This window comes from Paenibacillus polygoni (assembly GCF_030263935.1).
Classification (GTDB): Bacteria; Bacillota; Bacilli; order Paenibacillales; family Paenibacillaceae; genus Paenibacillus; species Paenibacillus polygoni.
The window spans coordinates 2,350,907-2,366,937 of the sequence record NZ_CP127162.1 but is presented as its reverse complement, the minus strand read 5'-3'; the positions used below and the strand labels follow the sequence as shown (position 1 = coordinate 2,366,937).

14 protein-coding genes are annotated in these 16,031 nt (G+C 43.0%); all 14 read right to left on the bottom strand.

Annotated features, from left to right (window positions below):
* Positions 1 to 120: 120 nt before the first annotated feature.
* The 14 genes from QPK24_RS11465 to QPK24_RS11400 all read right to left on the bottom strand — a co-directional run bounded on the left by QPK24_RS11465 (position 121) and on the right by QPK24_RS11400 (position 16,031).
* The gene (locus QPK24_RS11465) at positions 121 to 1,104 is read right to left on the bottom strand and encodes a LacI family DNA-binding transcriptional regulator (RefSeq protein ID WP_285748811.1); all 984 of its coding nucleotides are present in this window, start codon (positions 1,102 to 1,104) and stop codon (positions 121 to 123) included.
* A 335-nt stretch (positions 1,105 to 1,439) separates the two neighbouring features.
* Positions 1,440 to 2,249, bottom strand: a complete 810-nt coding sequence (gene iolB, locus QPK24_RS11460; RefSeq protein WP_285748809.1) for a 5-deoxy-glucuronate isomerase — start codon at positions 2,247 to 2,249, stop codon at positions 1,440 to 1,442.
* Between the two features lie 34 nt (positions 2,250 to 2,283).
* Positions 2,284 to 3,312 carry an inositol 2-dehydrogenase gene (gene iolG, locus QPK24_RS11455; protein WP_285748807.1) on the bottom strand — a complete coding sequence of 343 codons (1,029 nt, stop codon included), beginning with the start codon at positions 3,310 to 3,312 and terminating at the stop codon, positions 2,284 to 2,286.
* Positions 3,313 to 3,529: 217 nt separating this feature from the next.
* Positions 3,530 to 4,972: a CoA-acylating methylmalonate-semialdehyde dehydrogenase gene (locus tag QPK24_RS11450; protein ID WP_285748805.1), complete on the bottom strand. Its 1,443-nt coding sequence runs from the start codon at positions 4,970 to 4,972 to the stop codon at positions 3,530 to 3,532.
* Positions 4,973 to 5,034: 62 nt separating this feature from the next.
* Positions 5,035 to 6,045 carry a 5-dehydro-2-deoxygluconokinase gene (gene iolC / locus QPK24_RS11445; RefSeq protein WP_285748803.1) on the bottom strand — a complete coding sequence of 337 codons (1,011 nt, stop codon included), beginning with the start codon at positions 6,043 to 6,045 and terminating at the stop codon, positions 5,035 to 5,037.
* A 15-nt stretch (positions 6,046 to 6,060) separates the two neighbouring features.
* Complete coding sequence (gene iolE, locus QPK24_RS11440) at positions 6,061 to 6,993, bottom strand: myo-inosose-2 dehydratase (protein ID WP_285749273.1); 933 nt, start codon at positions 6,991 to 6,993, stop codon at positions 6,061 to 6,063.
* 44 nt (positions 6,994 to 7,037) lie between these two features.
* Positions 7,038 to 8,912 carry a 3D-(3,5/4)-trihydroxycyclohexane-1,2-dione acylhydrolase (decyclizing) gene (gene iolD / locus QPK24_RS11435; protein WP_285748801.1) on the bottom strand — a complete coding sequence of 625 codons (1,875 nt, stop codon included), beginning with the start codon at positions 8,910 to 8,912 and terminating at the stop codon, positions 7,038 to 7,040.
* 25 nt (positions 8,913 to 8,937) lie between these two features.
* Entirely contained in the window at positions 8,938 to 9,735 is a 798-nt protein-coding gene (locus QPK24_RS11430) for an inositol monophosphatase family protein (protein WP_285748799.1), read from the bottom strand.
* A gap of 26 nt (positions 9,736 to 9,761) precedes the next feature.
* A complete protein-coding gene (locus QPK24_RS11425) occupies positions 9,762 to 10,562 on the bottom strand; it encodes an HAD family hydrolase (protein ID WP_285748797.1) in 801 nt (266 codons plus the stop codon).
* A gap of 54 nt (positions 10,563 to 10,616) precedes the next feature.
* Positions 10,617 to 11,393, bottom strand: coding sequence for an MgtC/SapB family protein (locus tag QPK24_RS11420; protein ID WP_285748795.1), 777 nt, complete (start codon positions 11,391 to 11,393; stop codon positions 10,617 to 10,619).
* A gap of 34 nt (positions 11,394 to 11,427) precedes the next feature.
* Positions 11,428 to 12,327, bottom strand: a complete 900-nt coding sequence (locus QPK24_RS11415; RefSeq protein WP_285748793.1) for a sugar phosphate isomerase/epimerase family protein — start codon at positions 12,325 to 12,327, stop codon at positions 11,428 to 11,430.
* Positions 12,328 to 12,342: 15 nt separating this feature from the next.
* A complete protein-coding gene (locus QPK24_RS11410) occupies positions 12,343 to 13,341 on the bottom strand; it encodes a LacI family DNA-binding transcriptional regulator (RefSeq protein WP_407083014.1) in 999 nt (332 codons plus the stop codon).
* Positions 13,342 to 13,444: 103 nt separating this feature from the next.
* Complete coding sequence (locus QPK24_RS11405) at positions 13,445 to 14,863, bottom strand: phytase (RefSeq protein WP_285748790.1); 1,419 nt, start codon at positions 14,861 to 14,863, stop codon at positions 13,445 to 13,447.
* Positions 14,864 to 14,882: 19 nt separating this feature from the next.
* Positions 14,883 to 16,031, bottom strand: a complete 1,149-nt coding sequence (locus QPK24_RS11400) for an ABC transporter ATP-binding protein (RefSeq protein WP_285748788.1) — start codon at positions 16,029 to 16,031, stop codon at positions 14,883 to 14,885.

Genomic DNA, 16,031 nt, shown 5'->3' with positions numbered 1-16,031 from the left:
CATATGTCAACCGATTGACATATTATTTAAAAAGAAAAAGGAGTGTTCTCCTTTTATCTTTATTTCACTAATGATATAAGTTCTTTTAACAACTTACTCCTGTTATGCTTCTCCTTCGTTCTAAACCGTACTAGCTTCGATAAGTTTCACAGGCAGGTACGTTTCTCGTGGGACGTCACTGAATTGTCCATCAATTTCTTTGATAAGCAGCTCGACTGCAGCTCTTCCAATCTCCTGAATAGGCTGCTGAATCGTTGTTAGTTCAGGGAGTAAGTTTCGTGTCGTATCTGTACCGTCATATCCAATGACTCGAATGTCTTCAGGAACACGTTTGCCCCGTTTTTTGGCTTGTGAAATAAAAGATGCAGCAACCAAATCATTACTTGCAAATAACCCATCCACCTCAGGGTGCTCATCAAGCAAACGCTGAATGGGTTGATAATGGTTTTGTTGATTGAAAGGATCATGAACTTCATAGGTAATTGCTTCCCGGCCATGCTGCGCCATCACATCTTCATAAGCTTTTCTTCGTAAGCTTGCCGGTGTTTCCAATTCCACAGGTCCATTAATGTGCAAGATATGCTGGCATCCCTTATCAATTAGCAGCTCTGAAGCCATTTTTCCGCCCATATAGTTATCTGATCCAACAACAGGAATGGTATTCGATAAGAAGCGATCAATCGCAACAACCGCTATATTTTTCTGATCATAATTTACAATACCTCGGTTATGTGTTCCTACGATAATACCGTCCACTTGATTACGCATCAGCATATCTACATAAGCTTCTTCTTTATCCAGCTGATTTAAGCTGTTACAAATCAGCAGTTTATAGCCGAGTGACGCACAGATATTTTCAATATGAAAAGTCAGCTCCCCAAAGAAAGGGTTACTTGTTGTCGGTATAATTAAACCTATCAAATTCGTTCGTTTGCTAAATAGCGACCTGGCAACGTCATTAGGAAAATAATTCAGTTGCTGCATCGCTTCCTGAACTCGGTCCTTCGTCTCCTGACTAATATAACCCCGATTATTAAGCACCCGAGAAACCGTCGTCGGTGAAACTCCAGCTAATTTTGCAACATCATTAAGTTTAGGTTTCATAGATTGCTCCCTGCCTTTTCTCCATGCCTTATGTACTCGTTATCCTTTCTATTTTAACATGCTTACACATGAAAGGACATGTTCCAGTATAAGTATAGGTTCGTACAGCACTAGATTAAGATGTACATTTGAGATGACGGTAATTATGATCTTGGGGCAAATAACAATGCCTGTTAGGCAGTTTGGTATTTCCAGTTTTCTATCCTCACCTTGATTTTTCCCAGTTCATGAAGGTTTACATCGAGTATGATTGCATATGTAAATGACGACAAGAAATGAACCTACCTTCGGCTTCAAAGCTTTGGGCAGGTTCGAAATTTTGTTTCTGTATTATTTTATTTGGAGTTAATAATCCAAGCATGGTTTGGATCATTATGGAATTTCCAAGTTCGTGTAGGTCCTGCCATTACATTCAGGTAGTATACCTCATACCCTGGTGGTGCAGATACAGGATGGTACCCTTTGGGAACAAGCGTGGTTTGTCCGTTAGCGACGACTAAAGTTTCATCTAATGAACGGTCATCTGTATACACCCGTTGTATAGCAAAACCTTGCTCTGGTTCTACACGAAAATAGTAGGTTTCCTCAAGAAATGATTCATCTGGTAGAGCATCTCGATCATGTTTGTGAGGGGGATAACTAGACCAATGTCCGGCAGGTGTAAACACTTCTACCACCAGTAAACTATCTGCTTCTTCCGACTCCGGTAAAATATTATGAACTTGCCTTTCGAGTGAACCATACCCCCGCGTTTCTACACCTACCGCGCGAGGTGGAATCAATCTTGCAGGATAATTACCTTTGCCGGGAGCTGAACAAATGGCAAGCTCTAGCTCGGTAATGGCAGTCACTTCATATTGATCTTGATTAGGCACATAGACTGAATAGGGAGGAATGTGTTCAAACACAGACATGCGCTCACCAATGCCGACCCATTCCGATTGCTTCGTTTTCACATCTGCTTTCCCGCTGATGAGTACTAGACATACCTCCTGACCCAGTGTATCACGGTGAAATTTCTGACCAGCTTGTAAGGTCACCACTTGAAAACCCACATACTCCCAACCTGCAGAAGCAGGTGTTACCGATATAATGACCCCATCCTCTTGTGGTTCTGCACTTGGCTTGATAATAAGCTCAGACATGGATGTTCTCCTCTCTTTGACCAAAGCTACTATATTAGGCTTCTGTAATTTGATAGATTTCATCCATTCGCACGGGACGACCAAGACGGGCTGAACATTTTGCCGCATATGCAATTCTTTCTGCTTGAAGTCCATCATAACCATTCACCGTTACGGGCGTGTCTTGAATGATACTATCAATAAACATGCGAACCTCAAGCTCGTAAGCTTTCTCGTATCGTTCAAGGAAGAAATGTAATGGCTTATCTGACATCACTCCTTCCGCTGTACTTATAATGGCTGTATTCGGGTGATCATTCGTTACCGCAACACTGCCTTTTGATCCGAATACCTCGACTCTTTGATCGTAACCGTACACCGCTTGGCGGCTGTTATCAATCACACCAAGGGCGCCATTCTCAAAACGAAGCGTCACGATCGCTGTATCTACATCTCCACATTCTCGAAACGCCGGATTTATTAGTACATTGCCCTGTGCATATATACTTTCCACTTCGCTACCGCTCACATAACGTGCCATATCAAAATCATGAATCATCATATCCATATAAATCCCGCCCGATGAGCGGATGTAATCAAGATGCGGTGGATTGGGATCACGAGAAGTTATTTTAATAATATGTGGTTCCCCAATCGTTCCTTGCTGGACATGTTCTCGCAATCGCAAAAAGTTATGGTCAAAGCGTCGATTAAATCCGACCTGAAACTTGATATTCGCCTGACTAACCTCTTCCATTGCTTTTTCCGTTTCTAGTAACAACTGACTTACAGGCTTCTCACAAAAAATATGTTTGCCCGCCTTCACTGCTTTACGGATTAAGGAGACATGAGTATCCGTTGGTGAGCAGATGAAGATGGCATCGATGTCTGGATTTGAGATGAAGTTATCTCCATCACTTGGATAATACGGGATGCCTCGTTCATAGCACCAAGCAGCAAGCGGCTCCCCACCGAATAAATCAGCTATGCCTACAATTTCGACATTCGGCAATCTTCGTACATGATCTGCATGGATTTTCCCAATGCGTCCTCCGCCGATAATCCCAATTTTTACGCTATCCATTCCTTTTCACCTCTCGCTTTACAGGAGCTACCGAATAATTTGATTTTGCTCTTCACCGCGTCAGTGACTTTTGACTGAAATCCAGTACGGTTTAGAGTCATATATAGTCGGATGGAGTGCTAAGAATCAGCAAACTTCTTCTGTGAAATAACGTCAGCATTTTCATGATTGATACAAGCAAGAGAATACCACTATGTTCCTTCAATTCTCGACACAGTTACCAGCGGGCTGTAACCATCTTTTTACGTGTATAGAACTCAACGCCATCATTTCCGTTGGCATGTAGATCGCCATAAAATGATTTTTTCCATCCTGAGAATGGGAAGAACGCCATAGGAGCAGGAACACCTAAGTTAATCCCAAGCATCCCAGCATCTATATTTTCACGGAAGTAACGGACGTTGCTGCCATCTTGCGTGAATAAGCAAGCTCCATTTGCAAATTCAGAAGCATTTGCAATAGCGATTGCTTCATCGAGTGTCTCCGCACGCATGACTGCAAGTACAGGTGCAAAGATTTCATCCTGCCATATTTTCATCCCAACTTGTACGTGATCAAATATCGTCGGTCCGATGAAGAATCCTTCACCCTCAGCAGCTGCATCAGTGCGCCCGTCGCGGACGATTTCCGCCCCTTCTTGCTCACTAATTTCAATATAAGATTTCGTACGTGCTTTATGCGGATCTCGTATAACAGGGCCCAAGAAGACCCCCTCATTTATACCGTTTCCGATTTTGATTTTATCGGACGCTTCTTTAAGACGAGCAACGAGTACGTCAGCTATATCACCAACAGCCACAACAACTGAACATGCCATACAGCGTTCCCCGGCTGAACCAAATGCAGCATTGATAATTTCCTTTACGGTTACATCAAGTTTCGCATCTGGCAATACGATTGAGTGATTCTTAGCGCCAGCTAGTGCCTGCACTCTTTTACCATGAGCAGATGCCTTTGTGTATACATATTCGGCAACAGGCTGCGATCCGACGAAAGAAACCGCTTTAATATCTTTGTGTTCGAGAATCCCATTCACGACATCGTGGGCACCATGAACGATATTGAATACGCCATCTGGGAGCCCCGCTTCCTTAAATAATTCAGCAAGACGTCCTGCCAGGATCGGCGTGCGTTCAGAAGGTTTCAGAACAAAGGTATTACCGCAGGCAATAGCAAGCGGGAACATCCAACAAGGCACCATCATCGGAAAGTTGAACGGAGTGATCCCCCCAACAACGCCGATCGGATACCGATACATGCCCGATTCTAGATTCGAAGCGATATCTGGCAAATGTTTGCCCATCATGAGCGATGGTGCGCCTGCTGCGAACTCCACACATTCAATACCGCGCTGCACTTCTCCGTATGCTTCGCTCAGGCTTTTTCCGTTCTCACGAGTTACAATTTCAGCAAGCTCTTCCCAGTTGTTCACAAGTAGTTGCTGATATTTAAATAGAATTCGTGCTCTCTTCGGCACAGGGGTCTTACTCCAAGACTTGAACGCTTCTTTTGCTATTCTAACAGCCTGATCTAAATCTTCCCGAGTAGAAATCGGAACTTGTGCCAGCACTTCGTTATTCGCTGGATTATATACAGGCTCGGTCTTTGTAGATTTTGACTCAATCCATTTCCCATTGATCCAATTTTGTAAGGTTTGCATGCCGTTATCCTCCTTATTCCCTTATAAAAATCGTATTATGAAAATTTGATTCGTATTTAATATTAGGAAGTGGCAATCTCACCTTGACGGCACTGCTCCATATACTTTTGAATTTGTGGGTTCGTTGGCATTGCATCAGAGCAGCTATGACTGGATATGACAATACTTGCAGCTGCGCTGCCGTATTCCATGCTTTTCTCCAATGTCCATCCTTGCATGACTCCGTATAGGAATCCTGCTGCATAGGAATCTCCCGCACCGAATGTTTTGATCACTTTCGCAGGAAAGCTCTGCGCTTGATGACTTAGCCCATCTTGTGTGTACGCAATTGAGCCCTCTTTTCCATGCTTAATAACGACTATTTTTGCTGAGTAATCAAACCACTTCTTTGCAGTCACTTGATCAGCATGTTCTGCATTTGATTCAAAGCGTTCCATAGTATCGAACTCTTCTCGAGTGCCGATGATAATATCGCATTTCTCCGCAGCTAGATTGTAATACACTGCCGTCTCTGATTCGGAAGTCCAAGTATATGGACGATAATCAATATCAAAAGCAACTACTGTACCATGCTTTTTGGCATACTGCAGTGCTAGAAATACGGCTTCTCGAGAAGGACTTTTGGCTAGTGCTGTACCGGAAATCAATAACATTTTCGAACGTGCAATAAGTTCTTCCTGTACTTCACTAGGCTCCAGCAGCAAGTCTGCAACTTGATCCCGGTACATTAATATGCTGCAGTCCGCAGGGCTCTTGATCTCTGTAAAAGCAAGTCCTGTCACAGCCCCTGTCTGATCAGTTACCACATTAGAAGTCTCGATGTTGTTACGCTTCAGGTAGTCAACAATGAATCGACCCATCTGGTCATTGGCTACTTTTCCGATAAATGCAGTTTTCTGACCCAGCCGAGACATCCCAATCGAAATATTAGCCGGTGAGCCTCCAACATACTTCGTGAATGTCATGGTCTCTTCCATGGGACGATTAATTTCATTGGCATTCAAATCGATGCAAAGCCGCCCAATGGCAACGAAATCAGTCGGTCGATCAGTATGAAAGGATACATAAGACATGGTATCGTGCCCCCTTTAATTCAAACTCAAGTTTGATGCACCATGAGTTTGTTGATGTATTAAAGAACTTATATACTGAAGCGACCGCTCGGCGTACAATCTAGCTGGATGTTGATAAGGATCTTGTTCACCTTCTAGTAAAGCCCAACCGGTATAGCTCGTTCCGAGCAGCTCGCCGAAAATAGGAGCAAAATCGATGCATCCATCTCCCGGGACTGTAAAGACGCCTTTACGAATACAAGTTACAAAGTCTGATTGTTCGCTGCGAGCTTTTTCCAAAACTTCAAGCCGAATATCTTTGAGATGAATATAGGCAATTCGCTCCCGATGTTTACGTAAAAGGTGCAGGGGATCTCCTCCTCCATAGTAGGAGTGTCCCGTATCGAATAGTAAATGTACAAGCGAAGGATCCGTCATCTCCATCAATCGATCAATTTCTTCTGGTGACTCCACAACCGTCCCGCCATGGTGATGATACGTAAGCTTCAATCCTATTTGTTTCGCGATCTCACCTGCTTGGTTCAATCCTTCCGCTAAGTGGGCCCAACCCTCTGCATCTAGACGAATAACTTCTTTTTCATTCGGTGTACGACGAGGATCAAAATGAAGCGAACCTCCCACTTCACAAGTACTAATTACTTCGCTTCCCATTTCTTTCAAAAACTCAGCATGTCTACGATATTGTTCTAGCTCTGATGCTCGATAGCTTGGATCCGATAACAATACCGATTTCCACTGGGATACAAGCTGAATGCCTCGGGCATTTAGTTCGCGCTTAAGAACAACTTGATCAGTCGGAAACTTGCGTCCCATTTCTGTACCCGTTAGTCCTAATGCCTGAATGTCATCTATGATCTGCTCAAAAGTCGTCTCATCGCCAAATTCCTTAACGTCTTCGCCAACCCAATTTATCGGATGAATCCCTAGTCTAAAGGGTAATGATTTCATATCCATCAATTGACGCCCCCTCGAAATCCTCTATAGATCCGCACTTATCGCGATTTAAGCCCATCTATGGTTTGTTTCATTCGCTCATGTGCTTTGACCACTTTATTGCTTGTGGATACTTCAGGTACACCTACGTTCCACCAGGATTCGTATCCAGCAGTGTTCGTTCCTGGTACAACTGAGATTTCGATTAAAGTCGAGATTAATTCTTTGCGTGCAAGCTCAAGAGCGGACTTAAGTTCTTCTGCTGTCGTCGCACGATAGGCTGCAGCACCTAAGCTTTGTGCGTGCTTCACAAAATCAAGTGCAATAAAGTCACCGCTTAACTTACCATCTATCGGATTCCGATATCTGAATTCGTTTCCAAAACCGTCACTACCCTGTTCACGCTGCAGATTATGAATGCACTGATAGCCATGATTGTTAAATAAAAGTATGGTTATTTTTTGACCCTCTTGAAGACTTGTTAGGAGCTCAGAATGCAGAAGAAGATAACTGCCGTCTCCTACAAAGGCGTAGACTTCTTTGTCTGGTTCCGCAAGCGCTGCTCCAAATGCTCCGCTTACTTCATATCCCATGCAGGAAAATCCATATTCCATATGGTACGTTTTTGGATGAACAGCTCTCCATAGACGGTGCAGATCACCCGGCAAGCTGCCAGCAGCGCATATAATTATCGACGTAGGATCAATCCATGCATTGATCACGCCGAGTGCGTTCGTCTGAGCAAGCCCCTCTGAATGTTCTGCTGCATATAGACGGTCTACTTCACGATCCCAATCCTCTTTGAGTGATTGTATCCGTGCTTTTTGATCAGTAGCTTGATAATGGGCTTCTTTCAATGCAGAAGTTAGCACTTGTAATCCTTCTTTCGCATCACACACAAGGTTATGTCCATTCAGCTTTACGGCATCAAACCCATTGATGTTAATATTTAATATTTGGACATCTTGATTTGCGAAGGCAGATTTCGAAGCTGTCGTAAAATCAGAATAGCGAGTCCCGATACCAATGATTAAATCCGCTTCCTTTGCAAGCTTATTAGCTGCAAGGGAACCCGTTACCCCAATTGCACCTACATATAACGGATGATTCCAGGGCAGAGCGCTTTTACCTGCTTGTGTTTCAGCGACAGGGATACCGAACGCTTCAGCAAATCCGATTAAATCCTTCTCAGCTGATGCATATAACACACCGCCGCCAGCAATAATAAGCGGTTTCTGCTTTCCTTTGATGAGTTCCACGGCTCGGATTAGGGCTTCCTTTGCCGGTGGCCTCCGATCGACCACATGAACTCTCCGTTCAAAAAAAGACTTTGGATAATCATACGCCTCTGCTTGCACATCTTGCGGTAAAGCTAACGTGACTGCCCCTGTCTCCGCTGGATCTGTTAGAATACGCATCGCTTGCTCCAGAGCTGTCATCAGTTGTTCTGGTCTAACAATCCGATCCCAATACTTACTTACCGACTTAAAGGCATCGGTTGCGGAAATATTGTAATCACTCACGACCTCTAGCTGCTGTAATACTGGATCAGGGTGTCTTGAAGCAAAATTATCTCCTGGTAACAGTAGAACAGGAATTCGGTTGACGGTTGCCGTTGCTGCTGCTGTGACCATATTGAGTGCTCCGGGTCCAATTGATGTGGTGCAGGCATAGATTTCACGACGGTTTCTTTGCTTTGCGAAAGCTGTTGCAGCATGAACCATGCCTTGTTCATTTTTACCTTGGATAAACATGAGCTCCGTGTTCTCCCGCTCTAACGCTTCACCGATGCCTGTAACATTTCCATGGCCGAATATCCCCATCACACCACGCACAAACTTCGTTTCTTGACCATCTATACGAATATATTGCTGATCCAAGTAGCGCAGGAGCGCCTGCGCCATTGTTAACCTAATCGTGGTCGCTCTCATCATTTTCCCCTCCCTATCCTGCACTGTCTTATTTCAAGCAATCTAGTAAAGACTCATGAACAAGACCATTGGTGGATACGATATGCAGCGTGTTCAAGCTGTAGGAATTACCATTTGTATCGCTGACCTGCCCTCCAGCCTCTTGCACGATCAGTACACCCGCCGCAACATCCCATGTTTTCAGTCCATTTTCCCAAAATCCATCAAGTCTCCCTGCCCCCACATAAGCAAGGTGGCGAGCTGCAGATCCGAGTGAACGTATGGTTCTGCATTCATGAATCAGCTTACCCAGCCCGTTATAAACTGCTAATCTTGCATCCATTTGAGATGGGAATCCCGTCGCAATCACACTCGTATGGAGTCCTGTCTTATTGGATACATGAATTGGCTTTCCATTGAGAAATGCACCTTCACCTTTAACTGCTGAGAACATTTCATCACAGCTTGGATCATAGACCACACCTAACAGCAGCTCCCCATTGTAGGCAAGCGCGATAGACACGGTAAATCCGGCAATTCCCTGAACGAAGTTACTTGTTCCATCTATCGGATCGACAATCCATAGATAAGTATCTTTCTTGACTGCCGACAACACCTCTTCTAAAGATTTCTGGGCTAGAAACGTATCCTCTTCTCCCAGAATTTCGTGATCCAGATGTTGTGATAAGATCCCTTCGCGAATGAGTTGTTCGCAGTCTTTATCGACCTGGGTAACCACATCGAAGGCAGAGGATTTTTCTTCAGCGGTCACTTGTTCGCCCATTCGTGAAAGAATTAATGCACCAGCTGAGCGAGCTAAGGATTGTGCTAACGCAATGAATTCCATTAAAGATTCACTTCCTCTGTTTTATTTCATACTTCTTGCTTCATCAGTTTCTCGATAATGTCAGCAATGGCGTGATCTTCATGATGAACGGTTGACTTATTAGCGTGGATTTTCAAGGTCGGATGAGCATTTTCAACGGCATATCCGTCATCTGCTTGCTGTATGATCGTAAGGTCATTTAATTGATCTCCAACTGCAATTGTATATAAGTCTTTGTGAGGTAATAGTTGAAGTAAAATTCGAAGTGTATTTCCTTTGGAAGTATGAGGCGGCAAAATTTCTAGATAATTATGTTCGGAATATACAAGCTCGGCTTCAAGTCCTATAGCAAGTACCTGTTCCTCAATCATTTTTAAATCTTCAGGATGATCCGCAATAAGGAGCAATTTGGTTATTGGTTGATGTAGCATATCTTCTGTTAAATCTAAACTTACAACACCATCTTTGCTCTCGTGGCGCTCTAATATTTCACTCCGATGCGGTGAATATACGTTACTGTTACGATAAACGAGTAATGCTAGATTCTCAGATAATTGCGATATAAGGTAATTCCAGAATGCGATGGGAATGTCAAACTTGTTTTCATAGAGTACCTGCTTAGTAACAGGGCAGTAAATTTTTGCACCATTATAAAGGATTAAGGGGGTTGTTATGTTCAGTTGCTCGATAAATTTGGCAACAGCTTGCTCCGTACGTCCCGTTGCCAATGTGAATAATCCGCCTTGTTCCTCGAAACGACGTATTGCTTCTACATTCTCTGGGCTAATGGTTTGTGAAGAGGTTAGTAGGGTCCCATCAAGATCACTTACAAATAAAATATTTTTCAATTTTATGTTCACCTGTCTTCCCTCAATCGCTTTTGATTACATTGATCTTTTAAATTACATTGATACTGATTGATTGTTCGTACCTTTATGGTTCACTTTGCTGAGCGCTTCTCTTTTCAGGCTGGTTTCAATCGAGTCAACCTCGCTCATCACCATAATTTCCTCTAATGCCCTCAGGCATGTTTCTACATGGGGTGCAAGAACATTTAACTTGAGGTTCATACGGTCTAGATCTGTTTCATCTGATTCTGAGATATCCACGTGCTGCATTTTGATATCTGTAATTCGGATGTCGTACTCTTGAAATTTGGATAAAATTGCACTCACTACACCAGGCTGATCTTGTATAACCATTTCAATATCATGATACCGGCGCTTCTTCACCCATATCCGTTCCCACTTGTTAAAAACAAATAAATTAATGAGAACGATCAGTGTACACATAACCGCACCTAAGAAAAATCCAGCGCCTACACATAACCCGATGGCTGCGACAACCCATATACTAGCAGCTGTTGTCAGACCTTTAATCATATTTCCGTTACGCAGTATTGCTCCTGCCCCGAGGAATCCAATGCCACTAATTACTTGTGCAGCTAATCGAGCAGGGTCAATTCTGACATTCACTTCATCGACGAATTGAGAGAAACCATAGATGGATAGCAGCATGATACTTGCAGAACCGAGACAAACTTGAATATGGGTTCGAAATCCAGCTGCGTGATTACTCCATTCTCTTTCAAAACCAATCAATCCACCGAGGACCGCCGCCAATAGCATGCGCAGAATTAGTTCCCAGGGTGTGATCACCCAAATACTTGACGTTGGCATGCAGGCTCAGTTCTCCTTTCAAAGGTAGTGCATGTTATGCATGAGAACGAGATGGCTGGACAGCGGAGCGTAAACGCTGAATCGATGCACAAACATGCTCCTGAATTGTTCGATCGCTTTCAAACTTAGGAAGCGTAAGCTCTAAATTATAAACACCTTGATAGTTCAAGGCTTGTAACGTTTTGACGTAAAATTCTAAAGGAAGGCTTTCCATCGTCGTTAGCGGGTGATGAGTTCCAAGGTTGACAATGCCATGAATATGGGTGTGAATGACTCGTTCTAAGAAGAAGGGGGTTGGCAGTGCCATGGATGGTTGTTCTAGAAGGTTATTGTGTGTGGGTTTAATTAAATCTGAATAATAATGTCCCATATCCCAAGTGATCCCCATATGTGGACTATCGATGAGCTCCACCATTTTCATAACTCCGCTTGTTGTATCACCTGGGTCTACTTTGGATGATTTCTGGCGATTATTCTCCAGCGCAAAATGAAGTGGAAGTTTCTCTGACTCTACCATAGCCGTCCACTGCCTAAACAAATGAACGGTACGGCGTAATAAATCGGCTTCAGATCCTTTCTTCGCATCAAAGGCATGAATCGCCATCATCAAATTAGGTTGATACCGATCAAAATGACGTAAAATGGTACGCATGGAAGGATAGACATCTTCAAATCTGCTTCCCTCCATCTCCCCTTCTACATGTCCATGAATCGTAATTTGAAGTCCAGCATTCCAAATTTTCTGAATGACATTCGTGTAAGCTTCATGATCCGCATGCCGAGGAAGGATTCTGATTTCAATCGATCTCACACCATTTTCTTTTAAAATGGCAAGGAACTGATCAACATTCTCACAATTTCCTATCAAATCGTGATTCGATTGGTTGCTAAGATTACCAAGAAATACAGGACTTTGAATTGAAAATCCGATCATGACATTTCCCCCAAACTATAAGTTGATCGGTGCACAGGTTCGACGAATAATCAGTTCGGTATCAAAAAGAATAGATGCTGCCTTGGAATCTTTTTCTTGAATCATTGTCATCAGCAATTCGGCTGATTTCATCCCCATTTCTTTACGGGGCTGGGCAACCGTCGTTAATTTAATCCAGTGTAAGTTACTCACTTCCAGATTATCGAAACCGACGATGCTCATTTGATCAGGTACAGAAATATTTTGTTCCGCCAACCATTCTAACGCTCCAATAGCTAGAATATCGTTTGCTGCAAAGACGGCCGTCATCTCTGGATAGGATGCTGTAAGATCGCGCATAGATTCATATCCGCTTTGATAGGATCTTTCCCCAAAGATGGTTGCGCCCTCAGCAATGGGAATGTTATTTTTTTGCATGGTGTCGCAAAAAGCACGATAGCGTTCACGACCGGTATAAGAGAAGTCAGGCATCCCGATGAATCCTATATGACGATGATGAAGGGATAGCAAATATTCCACTGCTCTACATGAACCTTTGTAGTGATCTACATCCACGAACGGCATATCGAGCTCTGCTGGTGGTCTCCTGCGTAGGAATACAATAGGTATCTCTAAATTTCGAAGTACCTGCATCATTTCTCCGTCCATATAATCCGAAGTAATAATTAGGCCATCTAGTTTCCTTTGCGCCGCACTCAGTAAGAAACTTTCTTCTTTTTCACGGATTCGCGATGTGTTCCCATAGACCAGATGATAACCACTATCGGATATGACCTCCTCAATTCCCTGAGCCATTGATGAAAGGAATGGATCTGTAATATCTGGCAGCATTAATCCAATGGTGAAAGACTTTCGTTGGATCAAGCTTCTTGCGACTGCGTTTGGTGTATAATTTAATTCCTTCATCGCCTCAAGAACTTCTTGTTTCGTTTTTGGACGAATATCGGGATGATTATTGATCGCTCTAGATACAGTTGAGACAGAAACACCTAATTTTTTAGCGACATCTTTGATCGTTGCGATTGGTCTCCACTCCTTAAATCTTGGTTGGTAACGTTACCGGAAACGTTACCAACTATTGTAAATTAGCAAATTTTAAATTTCAAGTGTTATTTACCTATTTTCTCGCTTTCAATTGGCGTGGATTTTGATTTTCTATCTTCAGCTTTTTCTTGGCACCTTCAGCTATATCTTCCCAAGGTACAATTTTAAAATTCTGATTCGCTATACTGCCATCAGGCTCAACATTCGTGTTGTCTTGCGTAATAAAAATACCATCGGGATATTCGTCACCAAGGCCAAATGATTGTACATCGATTCCATCCGTCTCAGAGGTTCCATCGATAACTCCATCCTCAATCATGAAGGTCGTAACGTATTTCCCGCTCTTCCGATCATAAATAACGTAACGATCACTTCCTTGGCTGGAAGCAATTAAGTATCCTTCGCCATCTTTTGCATAGTAAATCGTTACTCCTTCCACATCTTCGGTAAGTCGAATGCCATCAACTGTATCTATTTTTGCTTCAGGAAGAAGTCCACCGCTTGGTTCAGCATCGTATTTCCAAATCGCAACATTCTCTTCTGCTACATAAAATTTTCCATACTCATCATCGGCTACAATTCCTTCTGTCACGCTGCCTATTTTTAATTCACGAACAAGCTTGCCATCCACCTTGCCATTCCCGTTATCGTATAATTCCCATTGTTCGAACTCACCCTCTTTACCGGTGATAAGACCGTACATTTTGCCGGAGCGTTGGCTTTGATATAAGCTAAATCCATACACTTCTTCCATGTTCGATTCCAGGTAATTTCCCGTAACTTCCGTCAGTTCACTGGTTTGTGGATTGATCACGAAAATATTGATCGTATTCGTCGTACGATTGGTTGATGCAGCGATATCCACCTTTTTTCCATTCAGCTTAAAGTTGTACCTTACATCGACATTATTCATTTTACCAACACCGTAGGCTCCAATCCGTTTACCTTCCAAGTTATAAACTTCAATTCCACCAGGATTGGCTTTCTTGTTGGCACCAATAATTAAACTTTTGTTCCCGTTCTCTGGGTGAATCCATACCGAAGGATCATCAATCGAATCTCCCTTTTGTTCAGAAGCCTCTGTCTCTAGCGTTGCTTTCACTTTAATGGTTGATGCAGGTGGCTGATGCGCAATATCTAAAATATTGGCACTGGCATTCTGTAAATTGACAGTCTTAATAAAATCCTCATCCTCGGGAATCATTGCTGTTGTTCCATCCAATTGAACAGAGGCGGGAAAGCTGCCCACTTGTGTACCCAGTTCGTATTTATCGCTGCCAACCGTGACTTTTCCTGTTAGTCCATTGCGTAATTTGAACAAAATCGACTGGGTACTGGCATCCCATACCGAAGCGGCACCTAGAGGATTGAGAACCTCTTCTTGCAAGGGAACATATTCAATCTCTTCTTCAGCTGCGATGGCTACCGAAGATACTTGTAACAAAAGAGCCGCGCTCGTAAGGAACACTAGCGATTTTTTTAGAGATAACATCGTAGAATACCTCCTCAAATTATAAGTTCACTGCTGCTGTTAAACGTGTTGGTTTTGCTGATTCTTTGTTATGTGTAATTGTGATCAGCTGTTGGCTTGCTTTGTCATATACATTGACCTTTTCTTTCGGGAACGTAATCCAAACATGACTCCCAATCTCGTAGTCCGTCTCCCCCATATATTTGACTAATACTGTTGTGGTATCATCAAATGTTAACTGAACAAGTGTTTCTGATCCTGCTGGGAGTACGGATGATACACTGCATCTAATAGCATCTTGCACTTGCTCTGAATTTATCGTGATATCCTCCGGGTAAATCGCTAGCACCACCTCCCCTGTATGCTGTGTTTCACAAGGAATAGCAACTCGGCCTAAGCTTGAATCGGTTAACAGACATCCGCCTTGATAAGTACACGAAGCATCAACAAAATTAATCGTCGGATTTCCAATAAAGTCAGCTACCCTTAAATCAGCCGGATGACGATAAATACCACGTGGTGTATCTACCTGAACCAAATTACCTTCAAAGAAGACAGCGATTTTGGTAGACATTGTTAAGGCTTCCACTTGATCATGCGTTACATAAATAATCGTTGTATTCAGTTCGCGATGTAACCTTTTTAATTCTGCGCGCATTTCAAGTCTTAACTTAGCGTCTAGATTCGATAGAGGTTCGTCTAGCAGCAAGATTTTAGGCTCAGTTACGATCGCTCTAGCAATCGCAACCCGCTGCTGCTGTCCACCAGACAATTCGGAAGGATAGCGATCTTTATACGGATGGATTCTCATCTTTTCTAAAGCACTTTCCACTTTTGTACGAATTTCTTGCTTGCTCATCTTCTTAAGCGTTAGGCCAAACGCTACATTCTCATACACTGTCATGTGCGGCCATAATGCGTAGCTTTGAAACACAAGATTTAATCCTCGTTTTGAAGCAGGGGCATAAAACCGGTTATCACCATTGACCACTTCCTTTTCTCCAATGGTAATGATTCCTTCTTCTGGGTTTTCAAGTCCTGTGATCACACGTAGTGTTGTCGTCTTCCCGCAGCCCGAAGGACCTAAAAGCGTCATGAAGTCGCCTTCCTCAATAACAAAATTTATATCTTTTAAAATATGGTTATGATCAAAATATTTGTTGATATTTTTTAATTCAATTCTGCTCAT